Genomic DNA, 18,751 nt, shown 5'->3' on the forward strand with positions numbered 1-18,751 from the left:
CCTCACGGAGGCGGTGGCGGCGGCGGTTCGACCGGCGGCGGTGGCGGCGGCGGCGCGAACGGCGGCGGTGGCGGCGGCGGTCCGAGCAGCGGCACGGTGATCGGCGGCAGCCCCGGAATCTCCACGACGGTCATGCCCTCCGGCGGCACAGCAGGCGGCGGCGGCTCACTCGGCGGTGGCGGCGGTGGTGGCGGCGGCGCAGGCGGGATGCCGTTGCTGACGTTAATCGTGATGATCGACCCAGGAATCGTCTTCCCGCTCGGGGAGGTTCCGACGACGGCGCCGTAGGACGCCGAACTGTTCACCATCGTCGTTTTCTCGGCGACCTGGAATCCGGCGTTGCGCAACCGCTCTCGCGCGGCATCCACCTTCATGCCGGACACGTTCGGCACCTGACTGCCGGACGTGCCGTCGACGTAACGCAGATCGGTCGGCGGCAGGTGCACCTCACCGAAATCCGTGGCGATCGGCTTCATCGCCTCGAACCAGGTGCGCGCGGGCTCGCTACCGCCAAAAAGGTCGCCGCTGCCGCACTTCCGCAGTGGGAACGAACAGATGCCGGACGGATTGCTCGAATCGTCGAAGATGTAGTTGGCCGCCGCGTACTGGTTCGTGAACCCCACGAAACCTGCCGACCGATGCGCTTCGGTGGTGCCGGTCTTCCCTGACATCGGCAGGTCCCAGCCGACCGACGAAGCTGCGCCTGCCGCGGTGCCCGGGCTGACGGAGTCCTTGCTCAGCGCGTTCGCCATCGTGTTGGCCAGCCCCTCCGGCACCGCCTGGTCACATGGCTGACCCTCCACCGGCACGTCGTTGCCGTGGCGGTCGACGATCTGAACAATCGGGTTCGGCGCGCACCAGGTGCCGCCCGACGACAGCGTCGCCGCCACGTTGGCCAACTCGAGCGCGTTGAGTTGGAACGGCCCCAACGTGAACGAGCCGATGTTCTGCCGTTTGATGAAATCGGCCAAACTCTCGTTGCTTTCGGGGTCGTACGACCTGGCGGTCCCAGGAAGGGCATAGGACCTGAGCCCCAGCCGCACCGACATGTCGACCGCGCGGGGAACACCGACTTGCTGAATCAGCTTGGCGAAGGCGGTGTTCGGCGACACAGCCAGCGCGTCGGTGACCTTCAGCGAGCCGCGGTAGTTCCCGGCGTTGCGCACGCACCATGTCTCCTTCGGACACCCCGGCGTATCGCTGCTGCCGAGCCCGCGCGCTTGAAACGACCCAGGCACATCCAGCTGGAAGTCGATGCCCATGCCCATGTCGAGCGCCGCCGCGGTGGTGAAGATCTTGAATATCGAGCCTGCGCCGTCGCCGACCAGCGAGAACGGCAGCGGCTGCATCGTCTCGTGTTCGTCGTCGTTGAGTCCGTACCGCCGGTTACTCGCCATCGCCAACACGTGGTGCGCGTCCTTGCCCGGTTTGATCACGCTCATCACGCTGGCGACACTGTCGAGGTCGGGGTCGGCCATCTTGTCGATCGCCGACTTGACCGACGCCTGCACCTTCGGGTCCAGCGACGTGCGAATCAGATAGCCACCCTGGGCCACCTGCTCCTTGCTGATCCCGGCCCGCGCCAAGTAGTCGAGCACGTAGTCGCAGAAGAAGCCGCGATCGCCCGCGGCGATGCAGCCGTTCGGCAACCCGTTCGGTTGGGGTAGCACACCCAACGGCTGTGCCTTCGCCGCCCGCAGCTCGTCGGCGCGCTGCGGCAGATTCTCGATCATGGTGTCCAGCACGATGTTTCGCCGACTGATCGCGCTGTCGGGATTGGTGTAGGGATCGTGCTGGCTGGTCGACTGCACCAGCCCGGCCAGCAGCGCGGCCTGCTGCCAGTTCAGTTCGGACGCGTTGATCCCGAAGTAGGTCTGCGCGGCGTCCTGCACGCCGAACGCCCCGTTGCCGAAGTACACCAGGTTCAGGTAGCGGGTCAGGATCTCGGCTTTACTCATGGCCTTGTCCAGCGCCAGCGCCATCCGGATCTCGCGCATCTTGCGTGCCGGGGTCAGCGCGACGGCGGCACGCCGCTGCGCGTCGGTCTGCGCGGTCACCAACAACTGGTAGTTCTTCACGTACTGTTGCTCGATCGTCGAACCGCCGCGGGTGTCCGGATTACCTGCGAGGTACCCGGACAGCCCCGTCAGCGTGCCCGGCCAGTCCACGCCGTTGTGTTCGGCGAAGCGCTTGTCCTCGATCGAGACGATCGCCAACTTCATCTCATTCGAGATCCGGTCCGTCGGCACCTCGAATCGACGTTGCGTGTACAGCCAGGCGATCGGCTGGCCCTGTGCGTCGACCATCGTCGACACCTGCGGTACGTCACCTGCGATCAGTTGCGAGGAACCGTTGGCTACGACGTCGGCCGCGCGGTTGGACATCAACCCGATGCCGCCGACGACAGGAAACATCAGGGCCGCCGCCAGCGCTCCGGCCATCACGCAACAGCCAGCCAGCCTCCTGACGCATGCCCACGTCGGCCGCCCCTCCGACACGCCCTCAGGTTATTCGCAGGCGCCGCCCGAATGCCGCGTATTGATGAAACCCGTTCTGCCAACTAGAGCTTGAAACGGCCGGCGAACCCTCGCAGCGGAAGGTCCGCACTGGTGAGCAGTCCGGGCGGCGCCTCGAGCACCGACTTGATCGCATGCAGCGCGGGCATGCCGGTCACCGTCATGCCGATCGAGGCGAAGTTGTCGGGATTCGACAGATCCACTCCGGGTTTCGGGAAGATCATGTGTTTGTTGTAGACACAGGGGTCGCCCTTGATCTGAGTGATATAGCAGCCCTTGATATCCCAATGCGGATCGGTGTGCGGCGTCATCTGCCACTCCAGGTGGGTTTCCACCCGCGGCATGCCGTCGACCATGCCCTGATACTTGATGTAGTTGCCGCCTAGGGAACCTTTCGGCAACACATACCATCCCAGATCGACGTCTTTGGTGCATGCGCCCAGTTCGTAGCTGAACTTGACCTCGTCGAGTTGCAGGTCGAAGCAGTCGGCCATCAGCAGCACGCTGTCGGCGAACACGCGGGTGTACTTCTCGAGCCTGGCGGGGATGCTCGGATCGTCGACGGGCAGGCCGTAGCCCACCTCGATCCAGGTGTCCTTGCTGTGGTGGCATGACACGTCGACGGACTCGATGGTGGTGACGTTCTCGATCTCGGCGACATCGGCCGAGCAGACCACGCCCAGAATCTGGTTCAATCCGGGATTCATGCCGGTGCCGTAAAAGGACGACGAGCCCCGCGCGCATGCCTCGGCCAACAACTGGCTGACCGGCTTACCGGACGGGTGCGGATGGTTGGTGTCGCGGTGCCAACCGGTGATCCAGTCGGCGGTGGTGACAATGTTGATGCCGGCCTCGAGCACCTTGACATAGAGGTCCTCGTCAGGGAAGACCCCGTGGAAGGTCAGCACGTCGGGTTTGGCGGCGATGATCTCTTCGACGGAGCCGGTGGCGATCACGCCGTTGGGCTCGATGCCCGCCAGCTCGCCCGCGTCCTTGCCGATCTTCTCCGGCGAGTAACAGTGCACCCCCACCAGTTGCAGGTCGGACTGGGCGCCATAGCGCTTGATCATCTCGGAGCCCACGTTGCCGGTGGCGACCTGAAACACGCGAATCGGCTTGTTCGACAAGAGAATCAACCCTTCTGATCGGTCGAGGCGAGGTCCGCGGCGCTACCCCCGCGGCCGTCGGGATAGAACTGCATGGCCCATTTGCGGATCGCCGTGAACCCCTCGTACTCCGAGCTGGCCAGCGCCGGCGGATCGGAGTAGCGCTGATGCGACCAGATGTGGATGTCCTGGCGGAACTGTCGGATGATCTCCTCGCCGAACTCGGCGGCCTTCTGCGCGGCCCGCTCGGTGTCCTTGCCGGGGGTGCGGCCGATGTAGGCCATGAACCGGACATCGGAGATCGACTCGTCGACCGGGGTGATCGCCGAGATGGTGCGGTTGTCGACCATCCCCCAGCTCTTGGTCACGGCGATGCCGAGCCCGCCGTTGATCGCCTCGACGCCACTGCGGACGTCGTCGATGGACTGCTGACCGTCGCCCTCGAACGTGATCGTGAAGTCCACGTAGGAGACCGGTTCGGCGAAGTCATGCCTGGTGAAGATCGGGTTGATCGGCGTCTGGTGGACGTACTTGAAGTGAGCGAAATCGACGCCGTTCTCCAGCACGTACTGCGGGTGCAGTTCGTGGGCACGCTCGAACAACCGCTGCTGCGGGTAGTAGTCGGCCGCACTGCTGCCGTCGCGGAAACTGGCGAACACGTCGGGTGCGTCGAAGAAGGGCTCGCGGCCCTCGATGTCGTGCCAGATGTAGATCGACTCGTTGCGCTCGACCACGGGATAGGTCGTCATCCGCCTGCCGCGGTTGGGTCGGCTCTCGTAGGGGATGCACACGTTGCGGCCCTCGTGGTTCCACTGCCAGCCGTGAAACGGGCACTGAATCACCTCGCCGACGACGTGCCCGCCGAACCCGAGGTGCGCGCCGAGGTGTTCGCAGTATGCGTTCATCACCGTGACCCGGCCGGACTCGGATCGCCACGCGACCAACTCTTCGCCGAAGTACTTCATCGCATGGACATCGCCGACGCCGACCTCATCCGACCATGCGACCTGGAACCAGCCCGTCGGCTTCATGGACAGGGGCGGCTTGGCCATGTCGACAAGAATCACAGAGGGCTCTATCATTCGTCAAGTGCCGGAGCCGATGACCCGACGGAGCAACCGCCGGGGCCAGGCGACGCGCGACGCCATGCTCGACGCGGCACTGCGCGCCTTGGCGACGGGTGACGTCGCCGCGGCGTCGGCCAATCGCATCGCGAAAGACGCAGGAGCCACCTGGGGTGCGGTCAAGTACCAGTTCGGCGACATCGATGGCTTGTGGGCGGCGGTGCTGCGGCGCACCGCAGAGCGGCGCGGTCAGTTGCCGTCGAACGCGAATCCCGCTGCGCCGCTTCGTGACCGGGTGGCCGCGATCATCGACCTGCTGTTCGACGGGCTGTCCGCACCGGATTCGCGCGCGATCGAGACGCTACGCGCCGCCCTACCCCGCGACGGCGCCGAATTGGAACGGCTCTACCCACGCACAGCCGCCGAACTGCAATCGTGGGGACGGAGCTGGATCGAGGCGTGCCAGGAAGCGTTCCGCGACGTCGATGTCGAACCCGAACGGGTGCGCCAGGTCGCCTCGTTCATCCCCGGCGCGATGCGCGGCCTGGCCTCCGAACGCCAGCTGGGGTCGTACTACGACCTGGATCTGGCGCGACGGGGGTTGACCAACGCCATCGTGGCGTACGTCCATCGCCCGGCAGGCGACTGAGTCGACGTCAACGGCCTGATTCGTCAGGCACGTCGTGGCGGTCCTGGTGCCGGCCGGGGGCGTCCGGGTCGCCGTCGCTGTGGTCGAGTTCTCGTTGCAGCTCCCGCTGGTCGTCGGTCGCCGCTCTGGCGTCCTTCGGCGTGCTGGGCGTGTCCTCGTGTCGTGTCATGTCGATTGCAGGGTGGCCCGATCGAGCGCTGCCGAAACCTGTGTCCGGCGCGGATACGAAAACAGGCCTCCCCCATCGGAATTGATGAGGGAGGCCTGTTCGTCGAAGGTGTTACTTGCCGGCCTTGGCGTGCTTCGGGCCGGTCTTGGCGTGCTTCGGGCCAGTCGCGCTCTTCTGCGCCCCGCCGGACGTCGCGGTGCTCGAGGATGCGGACGTGCCCGTCGCCGACGAAGTGGCGTCGTGAGTGGTCGCCGACGAAGTGGCGTCGTGAGTGGTGCCCGAATCCGTGGAGCTACCCGACTTGCTGGACTCCGAACCGGAGGTCGGCTTCGGGTCGACCTTGTTGCCGGTCGTCGCGTCGGTGCTCGCGTCGGTGGACTTGGTCGACTCGGGCTTGGTCGTCGAATCCGTCGAATCCTTGGTGGTATCGGTGGATTCGGTCGCCGTCGACTTCGTGTCGGTGCTCGCGGGTTTCTGCGCGGGCGCCTCGGTGGCCGAGTCGGCTGGTGTCGCCTCCTTGGCAGGCAGCGCAGCGGTGCTACCCGTCGACAGCGTCACGGTCGGCGCCGTTGCCGCAGGCACCGTGGCGACCTCGGCAGTCTTGACGGCCGCCGTCTTGACCGCAGCCGTCGTCGCGGTTGTCGTCGGCTTGAGCGCCATCACGATCTTCGCCAGCGCCGTCTCGATCGCGGCGAGCGGTCCGCCGGTGCCCACGTCGATCGTGCCGTCGGGGTTGATGTTCAGCGTCGAAGAGCTGAGCAACCCGCCGGCGATTACCGGGAACGGGCTGTTCACCAAGGGTCCGAGATCGGGGCCGAAGCCGCCGTTGAGGAATCCGTCGGCGATGGTGGCCGGGGCCGCGATGAGGGCGCTCACCGCAGCTGCCGGGTTGCCCGACGCGACGGCACCGATCACGTTCTGGACCGCGGTCGCGGCGGCGGCAGGCGTGCTGATCAGCGGTGCGATCAGGCCGGCCAGGATGAGCTGGGTGCCCAGTGTGTCATTGGTGAACGCGTGGACAACATTGACGAGGTTCTGCATCGGCTGGGTGACGAGGTTCGTCAGCGCCGGAAGGAGGTTCTGCAGCGGCAGCACCGCCTCGACGGGCACCGTGAGCAGGGTGTTCGTCGCACCCGAGATGTTGCCCGCGGCGAGCTGGCTGACCACGGTCTGCACCGTCGCCGGCAACTGCGCCACGACGGCACCCAGGTCCGAACCGGTCTGGCCGAGAGCCGTGCCGACCCCGTTCACGCCGCTGAGCTGGTTGGCCAGGATGGCCTGAAGCACCTGGCCGGGCTTGAAGTTCTCGCCGAGCGTCTGGATGTTCGCGAGCGCGTCCTGCAGCACCTGCGAGTAGATCGCGAGCGGGTTCACCGCCGCCGCGAGATCGACCTCCATGCTGCGAACCGTCGGCAGATGCAGGTCGGGCAGGTGGACGTCCGATACCGGTGCCACGGTCGAGGCGACGACGAGGCTCGCCCCGACAACGGCGACTCCTGTCGTGAAACGTGGACGGCTGGCAACTTGCATTGAAAAACCCCTTGGCTGGTGATCACCGGCGCTGCCGGAACTTACTTGCGAGTAATGTCACAAACAGCGATGACTTAATCACCAACGGCGTTGGTTGCCTATCGCACGATTTGACGAACTCTCGGGAGCCACGCATTAGGTGTTTGCCGCAACGCGTTGCCACGGAATGCTTTTGCAGCTCACCGCGTACCGGCTTGTCAGATCGACTGTCGCCACGCGGTCTCGGGCGGCTTCGCGCCCGTGGCCGGGAGGCGCTGTCTCACACGTTCCGACGAGCCGACGCAAACTACCGGCGTGCTGCGATAGCGACTGCGCAGGCGATCTCGCATGTTCGCGCTACCAGGGCCACCGGACCAACGGAATCATTCTGGCGAATCGGCGTTAGTCACTACGTAATACTCTCCGGCCCGTCGGGGGTGCGTGGCCTCAAAGCACCGATATGGGGCGCGACGGAATGAACGACTGATGGCGCGGATCGCGCTACGTGGGCGCAGCGACGCGATGTCGAAAGCGCTGAACGCTCTGGATCGAGCGGCCCGCACTGGCCAGGGCGCCCTGGTGGTGGTCAGCGGCGAACCCGGAATCGGCAAGTCTGCGGTGCTGCGTGCCATCGTCGAACAGGCATCACGCGCCGGGTACAAGACGGGCAGCGGCAAGGCCGAACAAGGCGACCAGATCGCAGCCGGTGCACCGCTGTTGGTGTCGCTTCGCTCGGGCCCTCACCCGCTCTTGCCTGCCGACGCGTTCGCCAGTCTCGCGCCGCTCTACGACCAGCCGCTGTGGCTGGTCGACCGGATCAGCGCGCTGCTCGAGGAGTTGGCCGTGCACGGGCCGGTGCTGATCGCCATCGACGACGTGCAGTGGGCCGACCGGCTGACCAGATTCGCGCTGCGTGTCCTTCCCGCGAGGCTGGCCGGATCTCCCGTGGTGTGGGCGGTCACCAGTCGGTGGCAGCCCAGCGACCCGCTCGACGAATTGATCGCCGGCATCGACGACGCCACCACGATCACCCGCATCGAACTCGGGCCGCTGACGCTCGCCGACATCGACGGCATCGCGACCGATCTGCTCGGCGCCGAACCGTCCGCGCAGACCAGAAAACTTCTCGGCGGCGTCGGCGGCAACCCGTTCTGGGCGGTGCAGGTGATCGAAGGGCTGGCCCGACGGCACCAGCGCGGGCAGGACGCCAGCGACCTGCACGCAGAGTTGTCCGTCGGCGTCCGGGCACGGGTCGGCAGCTTGTCAGGGCCCGCTGCCGCCCTGATCCGGCTGGCCGCCGTGTGGGGTCGTGCCATGGCCCTTGCCGACGCGGGCCATCTGCTCGGCAGCATGTCGGAAGCCCAGCTGAGCCTGCTGGCCCGCGAAGGCGTCGACAACGGGCTGCTCGGCACCGTCGACGGTGAAGTCTTTTTCCCGCACGACCTCGTCCGCGAAGCCGTGTACGCGGACATCCCGCCGGGAGACCGTCGGGCACTGCACCGCGCGTGCGCCCGCTTCATCGTCGGTGACGGCCGTTCAGCGCTCGCCGCGGCCAACCATTTCCGGGCGTGCGCCACCAAGGACGACGAGGAAGCGGTGCTCGCCTTGGAACAGGCGGCTCGGGAATGCATGGTGTCGATGCCCGACCAGGCTGCCGAACTGGCGCAGCAGGCGTTCGCACTGACGACGCAGGGGCATCCGCTCTGGCTGCTGGCCGGCGAGCGGACGGTCGAAACGCTGGTCAATGTGCAGCGCGATGGCGAGGCATTGGCCGTCGCGGATCGGCTACTCGCGGTCGCCGACGAGGCCGAGACGATCGCTCGCATCGAATTGCAGGCCTGTCGAGCGCTGTGGTGCGCCAACGACTGCGAACAGATGGAACGCCGGGCCGGCGCAGCTCTGGCGATCGCCGAAGTATCAGCGGTTGCGCGCGCTCAGCTGTCCGCGGCGCGAGCGTTGGCCGCTTCGCGCACCCAGCCGGCGGCGCGTGCCGAGACCATGGCACAGGCCGCGCTTGCCGAGGGAAACCGCCTCAGCGACACCTATTCTCAGCGGCTGGCTGTCGTCGCGTTGATTGAGACGGCCCGCAACGAGGGTCGGCACCGACTCGCACTCGAGCGGTTCTCCGACCTCCGCCGGTTGTCGGATTCGGCGTACGAAGCCGAGGAGATCCGCACCCTTCAGCACCTTGACCGGTACGACGACGCCGAAGCCATGCTGGTCAAGATCCGCGAAGCGCATCAGGACGCCGATAGCCAGGCACCCGCGATTCTGTATGCGCAGATGTGGCAGGACCACAACTTGGGCCGGTTGGATGCCGCTGAGGCGGGGGCGCGCACGCTGTTGCGGCTTGCCGACGAGACAGGGAACTACGGGTTCCGGCTCAATGCCAGGATGGTGCTCGCCGCGGTGGCCAGGTATCGGGGCGAGTTCGCAAGGGCGACCGAGCTGTTGGTCCCGGTCGCGGCGGAGGAGACGGTACCCCGGCTACGGCTGATGCAGGGCTGGCTGAAAGCCAGTGCAGGTGACTATGCGGCCAGCCTCGCGATCCTCGGTCCGCTGCTCGACGGCGTCGAGGACTTCCGTGACCCGTGGCCGTGGTCGCCGCCGTGGATGCGAATCCTGGCGCGGATCGGCCTGGACGGTGGAGATCCCGAGTTCGCCCGTAAGGCGGCGCACATCGCCGACCTTGCGGCGCAGCGCAATCCGGGTGTGCCCACGCTGGAGGGCATCGCGTTGCACATCCACGGTTCGTTGACAGCCGATCCCACGCTGCTTGCCAGTGCGGTACAGGTACTGCGTGAATCGCCGCGCCCGCTGCTGCTGGCCGATGCGCTCACCGATCACGGTTCGGCGCTGTTGGTCCTCGACCGGTCCCGCGAGGCGATCGACGTGCTGCTGGAAGCGGCCGAGATCTACCAACGCGTCGGCGCCGAATCCGGCAGCCGCACCGTGGCGAAACATCTTCGCAGCCACGGCGTTCGCGGCGTCCGGATCAATGCGCCCGCGCCCCGTCCTGCGACCGGCTGGGCGGCACTGACGCCGACCGAGTCGAGGGTGGTCGAACTGATCAGCTCCGGGCACACCAACCGCTCAGCCGCGGCCGAACTCGGGGTCTCGCCGAACACCGTCAACACCCACCTGCGGGCGGTGTTCCGGAAGCTGGACGTCAAATCCCGGGTGCAACTGACAATCGCGCATCGCGAGCACGCGTCCGGCTCACCGGGAACCGGCTCGTAACCGTCTGCCGATTCTGCGCCCTGATCGTGATGATCGGCAGGCGCAGAGGCTACGGTTCACCCGTGGCGAACTCCCAAGATCCGTTCGGGCTCGTCGGCATGGCGTCGGGTGTCGCGAAGTTCTGGCTTCGCACGTCCATCCGCACCCAGGAACAGTTGATGGCGCTGCTCGGCGATCAGCCCGAGGAGCCCGAGCCTGCGCGCCCGGCACAGCGGCCCGCGCAGGTGGCCGACCCCGATGCGCTGAGCTCGAAGATGCGCGGGCTGTTGGACCGAGCACTGGACAACAGCACCAGCAGCAGCCAGATGGAGTTGTTCCACCACATCCTCGACCAGTTGGTCGCCGACGAGGCGCGGATCATCAGCGCTTTGTCTGACGGTTCGTCGTCGCCGGTGGTGAGCGTGCACGACTGGACCCGTCGTCGTGTTCAGGGCCGGGCGGTGCTGGAGAATGCGTCGCTGATCGGGCGGACCGCCAGCGTCGCATTGCCCGACATGGTCCTGTCGTATGTCAGCCACCTGCTTTCGCTCGGGCTGGTCGAGATCGGACCGGAGGACCCGGATCTGAAGGACGACTACGAGGTGCTGATGGCGGAGAGTTCGGTGCTCGCCGCGATCAAGACCGCGTCGCGCGGACCGCTGGCCGCGAAGGTCGACAAGTACACCCTGACGTTGTCCAGCCTGGGGCAGGCGTTGTGGGCGGCGACCATGCAGCAGGACGGCCCGTGACCCATCTCGTGGTCGCGCTGCAGACCTGGGATGAGATCAAACACGACTTCGGTGCCAACTGGCTGATCTACCTTTCGATGCCGTTCGTGGCGGCGTTCGTCGGCTGGAGCACCAAAATCGTTGCGCTGGAGATGATTTACCGGCCACTCGAATTCAAGGGCATCGGACCGATCGGCTGGCAGGGCATCGTGCCGCGACGAGCGGGCAAGGTGGGCTCGAAGACCATCGAGTTGCTGACGGCGAATCTGCTCAAGCCTCAGGAGTTGCTGGAGCGCATCGACGCCGCCGAAGCCGTTGAGGCACTGCGGGTTCCGCTCAACCAGGCGATCGACGAGATCACCCGCGACCTCGCCGAACAAATCCGCCCTGGGCTGTGGGACTCGCTACCCGATGCCGCCAGGAAAGCCATTCAGGAGCGGATCCGCGCGCAGGCCCCGCGTGTCACCGAGAACCTGCTCAACGGGATGAGGGCCGACCTGGACCGCTACGTCGACCTCCAATTCCTCGCCGTCACGACGCTGGTGCGCAACAAGGACAAGCTCATCAAGCTGATGCGCGGCCTCAGCGACGACGCGATGGCGTTCGTGCGGCGCAGCGGGATCTACTTCGGCTTCGCCATCGGGCTGGTGCAGATGGTGGCGTGGGCATTGTTCAACAATCCGTGGATCATGCCTGCGTTCGGTTTCGCCGTCGGCTTCCTCAGCGACTACATCGCGCTGAACATGCTGTTCCGGCCGGTGCAGCCGAAGAAGTTCCTCGGGGTCATCAGGTTCCAGGGTCTGCTGCACGCCCAGCGCGACAAGATCACCCGCGATTACGCCAGGATCCTCGCCGACGACCTGTTTGCGCCGCAGATCCTCTTCGACGGCATCATCTCCGGCCCCGGCTCGGACAAGCTGTTCGCGTTGGCCGCCAAGGAAGTCGAGGCGGCGGTCGACGCGCAGACCGGGATCGCGGGCCCGATCGTCGCGCTCGCGGTCGGCACGAAACGCTATCGCGCACTGAAGGAGCGAGTGGTCGAGCTTGTTCTCGAACGGTTCCCGTCCACCCTGCTCGAAGCGCAGGACTACGCGGCCGACGTCATCGACCTCGAGAACACCATCGTCGAGAAGATGAACCAGCTCACCAATGAGCAGTACGAATCGATCCTCCGGCCGGTGTTCAAGGACGACGAGCCGTTGATGGTCGCCGTCGGCGGCGTGCTCGGCGGGGTGGTCGGCGAGCTTCAGGTGCTGATCATCGAACAGTTCGGGCACTGACCGCGGCCAATCCGCTCCTCAATTGGGCAAAGGGGGGCCACACTGAGACGGTCTCCGGGGGGAGGAATCGGTGGCCGAACGCAGCGAGCGCACCACGCGGGTGTCGCGGGCTTCGACGGAGCTGAACCAGGCATTACGAGATGCCCGCGAACAGTCCGCAGCCAGTCGACAGATCCTGGCCGCGCTCGGCAGGGCCGATGCCGATCCGGGGGCGATCCTGGACACCATCCTCGAGCGCGCCGAAATCCTGTGTCGGGCCCAGGCCGCCAACCTGTACATCCCCGAGGGCGATGCGTTCCGGCTGTCTCGTGCGTCGGGCAAGATCCCCGAACAGTTCCGCAGGTACCTCGAGGACCATCCGCTGGCCAGAAACAAATCGTCCACCGTCGGTCGTGCGGCAGTGGAGAAGCGCACGGTGCAGATCGCCGACGTGCTCAGCGACGCCAGCTATGGCCGTCCCGATCTGCAACAACTGGCGGGTTACCGCGCGCTGCTGTCCACCCCGATGATGCTGCAGAACGAGGTCGTCGGGGTGCTGTCGATGTGGCGGACCAGCGCCCAGCCGTTCAATGCCCGCGAATGTGAACTCCTCGAGGAGTTCGCCGTCCAGGGCGCGATCGTGATGCGACAGGTGGCCCTGCTCCGCGAACTCGGCAGCAAGGTGGCACAACTGGAGGCGCTGCGTGACGTCGGCGACGCCGTCGGCTCAACCCTCGACCTCGACGAGGTGCTCGACCAGATCGTCAGCAACGCGGTGCGGCTCACCGCAACCGACGGCGGTTCGATCATGGAGTACGACGAGCCGAGCAATTCGTTTCACGTTCGCGCCGCCGCGGGCACTGACCCTGACCTGTTGAAAGCGTTGCGCGCGATGGTGATCGACCGCGACTCGACGCTTGTCGGACGTGCGGCCACCGCCCACCGCACCCTCGAGGTGCCGGACCTGACCACCGTCGACCTCGATCCGCATCTGGAGGCGCTGTATCGCAACGGCTGGCGCTCGGTGCTCGCGGTGCCCATTCTGCGCGGCGAGCGGATCCTCGGTGTGCTGGTGATCCGGCGGCGCAGCACGGGGTCGTTCGGTCCGTACGTCGAACTGCTCGAGACGTTTGCCGGGCAGTCCGCACTGGCTATCGTCAACGCCCGGTTGTTCGGTGAATTGCAAACCAAGACAATAGAACTCGAAGTCGCCAGCCGGCACAAATCCGAGTTCCTGGCCAGCATGTCACACGAATTGCGCACCCCGCTCAACGCGGTCATCGGGTTTTCCGAGGTGTTGTTGGATCGGATGTTCGGCGAGCTCAACGAGCGCCAGGACGAATACCTGCGCGACATCTGGAACTCCGGCAAGCACCTGCTCGAGCTGCTCAACGAGATCCTCGACCTCTCCAAGGTCGAGGCGGGCCAAATGGTGTTGGAGCCAGCCACGTTCAACGTCACAACCGCACTGGAGTACTGCCTGGCGATGGTCCGCGAGCGGGCGGCTCAGCACGGCATCACCGTCGACGTCGACGTGGCCGACGAGATCAGCACGATCGACGCCGACGAGCGGAAGTTCAAGCAGGTGGCGCTCAATCTGCTGACCAACGCCGTCAAGTTCACCCCGGACGGCGGATCGGTGTCGCTTCGCGCCTACCGCGAGCAGGACGACCTCGAGATCACAGTGACCGACACCGGCATCGGGGTGCCATTCGAGGACCAGGAGCGGATCTTCGAGTCGTTCCAACAGGGCCCACGCGGCGCACCGAAAGAGGAGGGCACCGGCCTCGGACTGACGCTGTCCCGCCGGTTCGTCTGGCTGTGGGGCGGGCGGATGTGGCTGCACAGCACCCCCGGCGAGGGCGCCACGTTCGGGTTTTCCATCCCCGGTGTGCTGCGCCGCGGCGCGCCCGCGCCGGACCACCTTGCCGCCATCCTGCTCGTCGACGATGACTGGGCGTCACTCGATTTGAATGCGGCCTATCTGGACGGGTCGCCGACGCGGGTACTGCGCGCCAAAGACGGTGTCGAGGCTCTCGCGATCGCGCGCACGCAATTGCCTGCGGCGGTCGTGCTCGAGATCGGGCTGCCGCGTCGCGAGGGCTGGCAGGTGCTCACCGAACTCAAGGAGGACCCCGCCACCGCGGACATCCCGGTCGTCGTCGCCACGCATGTCGACGACCGGACGCGTGCCCTCTCGTCGGGCGCCGACGTCTACCTGCGCAAGCCGATCGGACGCGAGGAACTGATGGATGCGTTGAAGCAGGTGGGTGCCCTGTGACGCCCCGGCGCATCCTCGTCGTCGAGGACAATCCGTTGAACCTCAAGCTGGTTCGCGATGTCCTCAGTTTCGCCGGTTACGACGTCGTCGAGGCACAATCCGGTGAGGAAGGTCTGCGCGTCGCGAAACAGACTCCGCCCGATCTGGTGCTGCTGGATCTACAACTGCCTGGCATCGACGGGGCCGAGACACTGCGCCGCCTGCGGCAGGACACGCTCGGCCCGCACGTCCCGGTCGTCGCGGTGACGGCGCTGGCGATGGCCGAAGACAAGGCGCGGGCATCGCAGGCCGGCTTCGACGGATACGTCGAGAAGCCGATCAGCGTGCGCGCACTGCCCGGTCAGATCCAAGCATTCCTCGACGGGCGGCCGGATTGATGGACCTCACCGCGACCGTGCTGGCCGTCGACGATCAGCCCACCAACCTCAAACTCCTCGATGCGGTGCTCACCCCGCGAGGACACCGGGTGCTCACGGCGCAGTCCGGTGCCGAGGCGCTACGACTGCTCGACACCGAAGACGTCGACCTGGTGTTGCTCGACATCGTGATGCCCGAGATGGACGGCTACGAGGTCTGCCGGCGGATACGCGCAAACCCGGCAACGGAATTCCTGCCCGTGGTGATGATCACCGCCAGCGGGAGCGAACAGCGGTTGGTTGCTTTGCAGGCAGGTGCCGACGATTTCGTCACCAAGCCGTTCGACAAGAGCGAACTGCTCGCCAGGGTCGCGTCGCTGGCGCGGATCAAGCGGTACCACGACACCATCCGGCGTCAAGCCGCCGAACTCGCCGAATGGAACGCCGAACTCGAGTCCCGGGTGGCCCTACAGGTCGACGAACTGGAGCGGACCAATCGACTGCGCCGCTTTCTGTCCCCGCAGCTTGCCGACCTCGTCGTCGGCGACGAGACGCTGCTGGCGAGTCACCGCCGCGAAATCGTGGTGCTGTTCACCGATCTGAGGAACTTCACCCCGTTCGCCGAGACCAGTGAACCCGAGGAAGTGATGGGGGTGCTCGCCGAGTACCACCACTCGATAGGCGCCTTGGTGCACGCGTACGGCGGCACGCTCGAACGGTTCACCGGCGACGGCGTCATGGTCTTTTTCAATGATCCGATCTCCTACGACGACTCCGCGGAGCGCGCGGTCCGGATGGCGTTGGAGATCCGTGACGCCGTCCGCGAGCACGCCGCCCGCTGGCAGCGGTACGGATTCGAGCTGTCGCTGGGAATCGGTATCGCGCAAGGCTTTGCGACGCTCGGGCGGATCGGTTTTGAAGGGCGGTTCGACTACGCGGCCATCGGCAGCGTGACCAATCTGGCCGCCCGGCTGTGCTCGGACGCCCAGCCATGGGAGGTGCGGGTCACCGATCGTGTGCTCGCCGCCACCGAACACATCGCCGTGGCCGAGATGGTCGGCGACGTGGCGCCCAAAGGATTCAGTCGCTCGGTGCGCGTGCACAACATCAGCGCGCTCAAAGAACAAGAGGGGGAACCATGACACAACTGGACGCGCCAGGTCGCACACTGTCGCAGCTCGATGACGACGAATGCTATCGACTGTTCGACGATCTGCAAACAACGATGCCCGCCGTCTGGGAGTCGATGCGGCTGGACATGGAAGACGAATCGGTCGTCGTCGTCCCGTCGATCAGCATCGAACGCACCACCGAGGGCAGCGGCACCATCATGCAGGCCATGGAGGAACGCGCTCTGTTCCTGCTGCTGCTGCTTCGCCAGCCGCGGTTGCAGATGATCTACGTGACGTCGCAACCGATTTCGGAGTCGATCATCGAGTATTACCTCGGTCTGCTGCCCGGCGTCATCCCCAGCCACGCCCGCGCCCGGCTCACACTGATCCCGGTCGGCGACGCCTCGGCCACCCCGCTGAGTTCAAAACTGCTTGCGCGTCCGCGATTGCTGCGGGAGATCCGGTCGCTGATTCCCAACCCTGCCCGCAGCCACCTCATCCCCTACAACACCACACCCCTGGAACGCGATGTCGCGCTCTCTCTACGGATCCCGATGTACGGCGCTGATCCCCGACTCGAAGACCTCGGCAGTAAGACCGGTTGCCGCAGGATGTTCGAAGAACTGGGGGTGCGCTGCCCGGTCGGGGCAGAAGACCTGCACACCGTCGACGACATCGTCGCGGGCGTGCAGAGCATGCGTGCCCGGCGACCGTCGTTGAGCCAGGCGATCGTGAAACTCAACGAAGGAGTCTCCGGCGCGGGTAATGCGATGGTCGACCTGGGTGACCTACCCGCCCCGGACTCACCGGACGAGGCAGCCGCCATCCGGGACCGCCTGTTGCACATGCAACCCGAAGCCGAAAGGTTCTCGGTAGCGGCCTATCTGGACGCGTTCGAGAAGCACGGCGGCATCGTCGAGGAGCGCATCACCGGGGAGGCGCTGACCAGTCCGAGCGTCCAGATGCGCGCACTGCCCGACGGCACTGTCGAACTGCTGTCCACCCACGACCAGCTCCTCGGGGGGGCCAGCGGGCAGAAGTACCTGGGCTGCGTGTTCCCCGCCAACCCCGATTACGCCGCCGCGATCGCCGAGCCGGCCATGGTCATCGGCGGCCGCCTCGCCGCGCTCGGCGCGCTGGGCAGGTTCGCGGTGGATTTCGTTGTGGTGCAGGACAGCACCGGCGCATGGACGCCGTACGCGATCGAACTCAATCTTCGCAAGGGCGGCACCACACATCCGTTCCTGACGCTGCAATTCCTCACCGACGGCAGTTACGACGGTGCACGTGGGGTGTTCCTCACGCCGAGCGGTGACGAGAAGTATCTGGTCGCGACGGACCACTTCGAGGACGACCGACTGAAGGCACTGACCGTGCGTGAACTGTTCGACGTCGTGGTGCGCCACGGCCTGCACTTCGATCAGGCCCGGCGGACCGGGGTGGTCTTCCACATGATCAGCTGCCTGACCGAATGCGGTCGTGTCGGGCTGACCGCGGTCGGTGACACCCCTGGGGACGCGTGGCAGATCTACGAGAAGGCGCAGTCCGTGGTCCTCGAGGAGGCCGAACAGGCGCTCGAGGAAGGCGTCGTCACAACCGACTGACGGCGAAGTCCGCGGCCTGGTTGACCATGCCGTTGAAGCCGTACGAGGCGTGCGCGAGGGTGGGCCCACCCAGCGGAGCACCGTTGCAGATGGTGTCGCCGTCGGCACACAGATCGATGGTCTTGGGCACATACGTCGGGCCGAGGACGATGGTGGGGGCCCCGGCGTCGCGAAGCCATTGATCCGATGGTTTGCCGAACAACACCACGGCGGCGACGTGGTTGGCAACCTCGGGCGGCATCGGTGGCGGGACGAACGCGGCCGGAACCCCCTCGGGAACGGCGGCCGAAGTGGTGAACCCGGCCACCGCCGCGCCCTGGGAGAAGCCGCCCAGCACGATCTTGGTGGTCGGGCAGTTGGCGGCCGTCGCCTGCACATGGTTGGCCGCGTCCCTGATCCCTTCCACCACCGTCGCCGCGAACTCGATGCCCGCGGTGAAATCGCTGCTCGCCGGGTAGTTGACGGGATACACCGCCAGCGACCGATCGCCGACCCGGGCGCGCAGCGCGTCGACGAACGCCTGACCGACGCCGCCGACACCCGGCGGCTCGCTAGTTCCGCGTGCGAACACCACCTCGATGTCGGAGCACGGTTCGGCAGATGCGGCGGGAGCGGGCCCACTCAGCAGCGCCGCCGCTGTCGCGATCGCGACGCCCGCGGCCCGAACAAAACGAAGTATTCGGTGACTGGTCATGACGGATCTCCAGTACCCAGTTGTTTGTCTTTGGCAAACACGATAGAGCTAGGAGCCATGGCCGACGCCGGATTTTGGATCGCATGGGGGCTACCGACGCAGGGCCGCGAACGCCGCGCCCTCGAACTGCTGACTGAGACAAGGGGCTACCTCGAGGACCTCACGAAAGATCACCGCATCGAGCGCTACGACATCACGATCCTCAAGCCGCAGACGACCGAGTTGGGCGGCTTCATCCTGATCCAGGGCACGAACGAACAAATCGACACGCTGCGCCGTGACGACGACTTCCAGGTGTGGGTCAACCGGGTGCAGTTGGTCGCCGACCAGGTGGGCATCGTCGACGCCTGGGTCGATGAAGGCATCACCGAAGCCATCGACCTCTACGACGAGGCGCTCCGAAAAGCCGGATTGCTCCCGTAGCTCCGTTGGCAAGGACCGGTCGAAAACGCCAACAAGATCATCACCACAGCGACTGCTGTGAT

The 18,751-nt window shown here is 66.2% G+C and carries 15 protein-coding genes; 9 read left to right on the forward strand and 6 right to left on the reverse strand.

The features are described from left to right. Positions 1 to 2: 2 nt before the first annotated feature. The 3 genes from ponA2 to A5724_RS01805 form a co-directional block, all read right to left on the reverse strand. On the reverse strand, positions 3 to 2,441 hold the full coding sequence (gene ponA2 / locus A5724_RS01795; RefSeq protein ID WP_082964813.1) for a transglycosylase/D,D-transpeptidase PonA2: 2,439 nt from the start codon (positions 2,439 to 2,441) through the stop codon (positions 3 to 5). A 119-nt stretch (positions 2,442 to 2,560) separates the two neighbouring features. Then, positions 2,561 to 3,643: a dihydrodipicolinate reductase gene (locus A5724_RS01800; RefSeq protein WP_197518512.1), complete on the reverse strand. Its 1,083-nt coding sequence runs from the start codon at positions 3,641 to 3,643 to the stop codon at positions 2,561 to 2,563. A 5-nt stretch (positions 3,644 to 3,648) separates the two neighbouring features. Next, positions 3,649 to 4,674: a Rieske 2Fe-2S domain-containing protein gene (locus tag A5724_RS01805; RefSeq protein WP_067795680.1), complete on the reverse strand. Its 1,026-nt coding sequence runs from the start codon at positions 4,672 to 4,674 to the stop codon at positions 3,649 to 3,651. A gap of 49 nt (positions 4,675 to 4,723) precedes the next feature. Here A5724_RS01805 and A5724_RS01810 point away from each other — a divergent pair, with 49 nt between their 5' ends. Continuing rightward, a complete protein-coding gene (locus A5724_RS01810) occupies positions 4,724 to 5,335 on the forward strand; it encodes a TetR/AcrR family transcriptional regulator (protein ID WP_067795683.1) in 612 nt (203 codons plus the stop codon). A gap of 7 nt (positions 5,336 to 5,342) precedes the next feature. Here A5724_RS01810 and A5724_RS34075 read toward each other — a convergent pair whose 3' ends face one another. Together A5724_RS34075 and A5724_RS01815 are read right to left on the reverse strand one after the other, a co-directional pair. Further along, positions 5,343 to 5,504: a hypothetical protein gene (locus tag A5724_RS34075; protein ID WP_197518513.1), complete on the reverse strand. Its 162-nt coding sequence runs from the start codon at positions 5,502 to 5,504 to the stop codon at positions 5,343 to 5,345. 111 nt (positions 5,505 to 5,615) lie between these two features. Continuing rightward, positions 5,616 to 7,034, reverse strand: a complete 1,419-nt coding sequence (locus A5724_RS01815) for a hypothetical protein (RefSeq protein ID WP_156752085.1) — start codon at positions 7,032 to 7,034, stop codon at positions 5,616 to 5,618. Positions 7,035 to 7,499: 465 nt separating this feature from the next. On the opposite strand from A5724_RS01815, the gene A5724_RS01820 reads away from it, so the two are divergent. The 7 genes from A5724_RS01820 (at position 7,500) to A5724_RS01850 (ending at position 17,572) form a co-directional block, all read left to right on the forward strand. Next, complete coding sequence (locus A5724_RS01820) at positions 7,500 to 10,253, forward strand: AAA family ATPase (RefSeq protein ID WP_067795238.1); 2,754 nt, start codon at positions 7,500 to 7,502, stop codon at positions 10,251 to 10,253. A 62-nt stretch (positions 10,254 to 10,315) separates the two neighbouring features. Beyond that, a complete protein-coding gene (locus A5724_RS01825) occupies positions 10,316 to 10,981 on the forward strand; it encodes an Abi-alpha family protein (RefSeq protein ID WP_067795691.1) in 666 nt (221 codons plus the stop codon). Then, entirely contained in the window at positions 10,978 to 12,240 is a 1,263-nt protein-coding gene (locus A5724_RS01830) for a hypothetical protein (RefSeq protein ID WP_067795686.1), read from the forward strand. The genes A5724_RS01825 and A5724_RS01830 overlap by 4 nt, the downstream gene beginning before the upstream one ends. A gap of 70 nt (positions 12,241 to 12,310) precedes the next feature. Beyond that, on the forward strand, positions 12,311 to 14,500 hold the full coding sequence (locus A5724_RS01835; protein WP_067795248.1) for a GAF domain-containing protein: 2,190 nt from the start codon (positions 12,311 to 12,313) through the stop codon (positions 14,498 to 14,500). Continuing rightward, positions 14,497 to 14,877, forward strand: coding sequence for a response regulator (locus A5724_RS01840; RefSeq protein WP_067795251.1), 381 nt, complete (start codon positions 14,497 to 14,499; stop codon positions 14,875 to 14,877). The genes A5724_RS01835 and A5724_RS01840 overlap by 4 nt, the downstream gene beginning before the upstream one ends. Continuing rightward, positions 14,877 to 15,998: an adenylate/guanylate cyclase domain-containing protein gene (locus A5724_RS01845; RefSeq protein WP_067795254.1), complete on the forward strand. Its 1,122-nt coding sequence runs from the start codon at positions 14,877 to 14,879 to the stop codon at positions 15,996 to 15,998. The genes A5724_RS01840 and A5724_RS01845 overlap by 1 nt, the downstream gene beginning before the upstream one ends. Beyond that, positions 15,995 to 17,572, forward strand: a complete 1,578-nt coding sequence (locus tag A5724_RS01850; RefSeq protein WP_067795255.1) for a peptide ligase PGM1-related protein — start codon at positions 15,995 to 15,997, stop codon at positions 17,570 to 17,572. The genes A5724_RS01845 and A5724_RS01850 overlap by 4 nt, the downstream gene beginning before the upstream one ends. Here the strand turns inward: A5724_RS01850 and A5724_RS01855 are convergent. Beyond that, positions 17,559 to 18,266, reverse strand: coding sequence for a cutinase family protein (locus tag A5724_RS01855; protein ID WP_067795258.1), 708 nt, complete (start codon positions 18,264 to 18,266; stop codon positions 17,559 to 17,561). The two genes, A5724_RS01850 and A5724_RS01855, sit on opposite strands and share 14 nt — an antisense overlap. A 57-nt stretch (positions 18,267 to 18,323) precedes the next feature. Between A5724_RS01855 and A5724_RS01860 the strand changes: the two genes are divergently transcribed. Then, positions 18,324 to 18,689, forward strand: a complete 366-nt coding sequence (locus A5724_RS01860; RefSeq protein WP_067795260.1) for a hypothetical protein — start codon at positions 18,324 to 18,326, stop codon at positions 18,687 to 18,689. Positions 18,690 to 18,751 lie beyond the last annotated feature (62 nt).

The sequence above is a fragment of the Mycobacterium sp. ACS1612 genome (assembly GCF_001667505.1).
Taxonomy (GTDB): Bacteria; Actinomycetota; Actinomycetes; order Mycobacteriales; family Mycobacteriaceae; genus Mycobacterium.

Excerpts from the sequence above, each read along its gene's own strand:
- A5724_RS01805 (WP_067795680.1), bottom strand. The coding sequence starts at position 4,674 with ATGGCCAAGCCGCCCCTGTCCATGAAGCCGACGGGCTGGTTCCAGGTC.
- A5724_RS01860 (WP_067795260.1), top strand. The coding sequence starts at position 18,324 with ATGGCCGACGCCGGATTTTGGATCGCATGGGGGCTACCGACGCAGGGC.
- A5724_RS01810 (WP_067795683.1), top strand. The coding sequence starts at position 4,724 with ATGACCCGACGGAGCAACCGCCGGGGCCAGGCGACGCGCGACGCCATG.
- A5724_RS01855 (WP_067795258.1), bottom strand. The coding sequence starts at position 18,266 with ATGACCAGTCACCGAATACTTCGTTTTGTTCGGGCCGCGGGCGTCGCG.
- A5724_RS34075 (WP_197518513.1), bottom strand. The coding sequence starts at position 5,504 with ATGACACGACACGAGGACACGCCCAGCACGCCGAAGGACGCCAGAGCG.
- A5724_RS01850 (WP_067795255.1), top strand. The coding sequence starts at position 15,995 with ATGACACAACTGGACGCGCCAGGTCGCACACTGTCGCAGCTCGATGAC.
- ponA2 (WP_082964813.1), bottom strand. The coding sequence starts at position 2,441 with ATGGCCGGAGCGCTGGCGGCGGCCCTGATGTTTCCTGTCGTCGGCGGC.
- A5724_RS01815 (WP_156752085.1), bottom strand. The coding sequence starts at position 7,034 with ATGCAAGTTGCCAGCCGTCCACGTTTCACGACAGGAGTCGCCGTTGTC.
- A5724_RS01820 (WP_067795238.1), top strand. The coding sequence starts at position 7,500 with ATGGCGCGGATCGCGCTACGTGGGCGCAGCGACGCGATGTCGAAAGCG.
- A5724_RS01845 (WP_067795254.1), top strand. The coding sequence starts at position 14,877 with ATGGACCTCACCGCGACCGTGCTGGCCGTCGACGATCAGCCCACCAAC.